The following is a 1,175-nucleotide window of genomic DNA, read 5'->3' as shown; positions in this document are numbered from 1 at the left end:
ACTAAATGCAAATAATAGTTTGGGCGAACCGCTGCAATTGCGGATTTCTATTAACAGTGGCAAGGCGATAATTGGCGATGTCGGCAGTTCCAAAAGAGTTGATTATACTGTGTTGGGTTCGACAATTAATTTGGCTGCTAGGATGGAGGGAATTTGTCTGCCGGGGGAATGTGTGGTGAGCGAAGCTACTTACAAGTTGCTGCGATTGCCCCAAAGTTTTGAGCCGATGGGAGATTTCCGTTTTAAAGGAATTGACAGAGTGATCGCAGTTTATCATACCACCAGAAATCAAATGTAATTGGAAATTGGGAATTGGGAATTAGAAATTGGGCATTGAGGATTGGGCATATTGATTTGGAGTAACGGAGGACACGGCATTGCCGTTTCTTGCGCCCCAAAATAATCGTCATACTCACAAGAGATGTAACTACCGCCCGATTAATTGTAGGGACACGGCACTGCCGTCTCCTCTATCATTTCGATGCCACCGAATTGGGAATCAAATTCTTATAAAACTAATCACTGTAGTGACGAACAAAACAGAGTTGGGACAAGTCCTCCTCAGACAATGGCTTGACTTACATTTTTATCGTGCGGCCCAACATTCGTGTCAATTTAATCCTCGCCCTTAAGAATGAAGCCCATGTCAAATGGTCAGCCGTTTCCACCCTTATGGTTGGCTTGGGTTGGAGAACGAACTCTACCCTTAGAAACTATTTGGTTCAAATATTTGCGACGTTTTGGAGTGGATCATTGGTATCGGTTTGCATTCGCCACGATTACATTGGACATTGCCTAACTTGAGAACTCCCGAACAATGTGAGCGTTGGAGTGATTTAATGCCGTTGATGAGTTGGCAACTCTGGCTGGCACAAGATTTAGCGATCGAGAATAGACTCATGCAGGCAATCTGAAGCGTATCAATTTAACTTTACTGACGTGTTAATCAATGTTGTCGCTTTTAGTTGACATTGGTACTCCTACAAAAATGCCTAAACATAGGGGAAAATCCCCCGGCTGGGAAAAAGGAAAGGTACGTACTAAGGCACCGCGCTATCCCACCGTTAAAAAACGGGTTTCTCGACGCAAAAAGTCTTCAAGATTAGCTGTTTAATCTTCTACTTTTTGAGTTTTTGAGCAATAGCTTGCCTGAGCTTAAAAGGTAGCTACTTTTA

General features: G+C 43.2%; 1 protein-coding gene. It reads left to right on the top strand.

The window, feature by feature from the left end; translation table 11 throughout:
- A partial coding sequence (locus tag ACUVJL_RS40385; protein ID WP_445250968.1) for an adenylate/guanylate cyclase domain-containing protein occupies nt 1-298 on the top strand: 298 nt, incomplete at its 5' end.
- Between the last annotated feature and the right edge of the window lie 877 nt (nt 299-1,175).

The organism is Microcoleus sp. OTE_8_concoct_300, from assembly GCF_031383065.1.
Lineage (GTDB): Bacteria > Cyanobacteriota > Cyanobacteriia > Cyanobacteriales > Microcoleaceae > Microcoleus.
The sequence above is the reverse complement of the archived record's forward strand: the minus strand, read 5'-3'. Positions and strand labels throughout refer to the sequence as shown.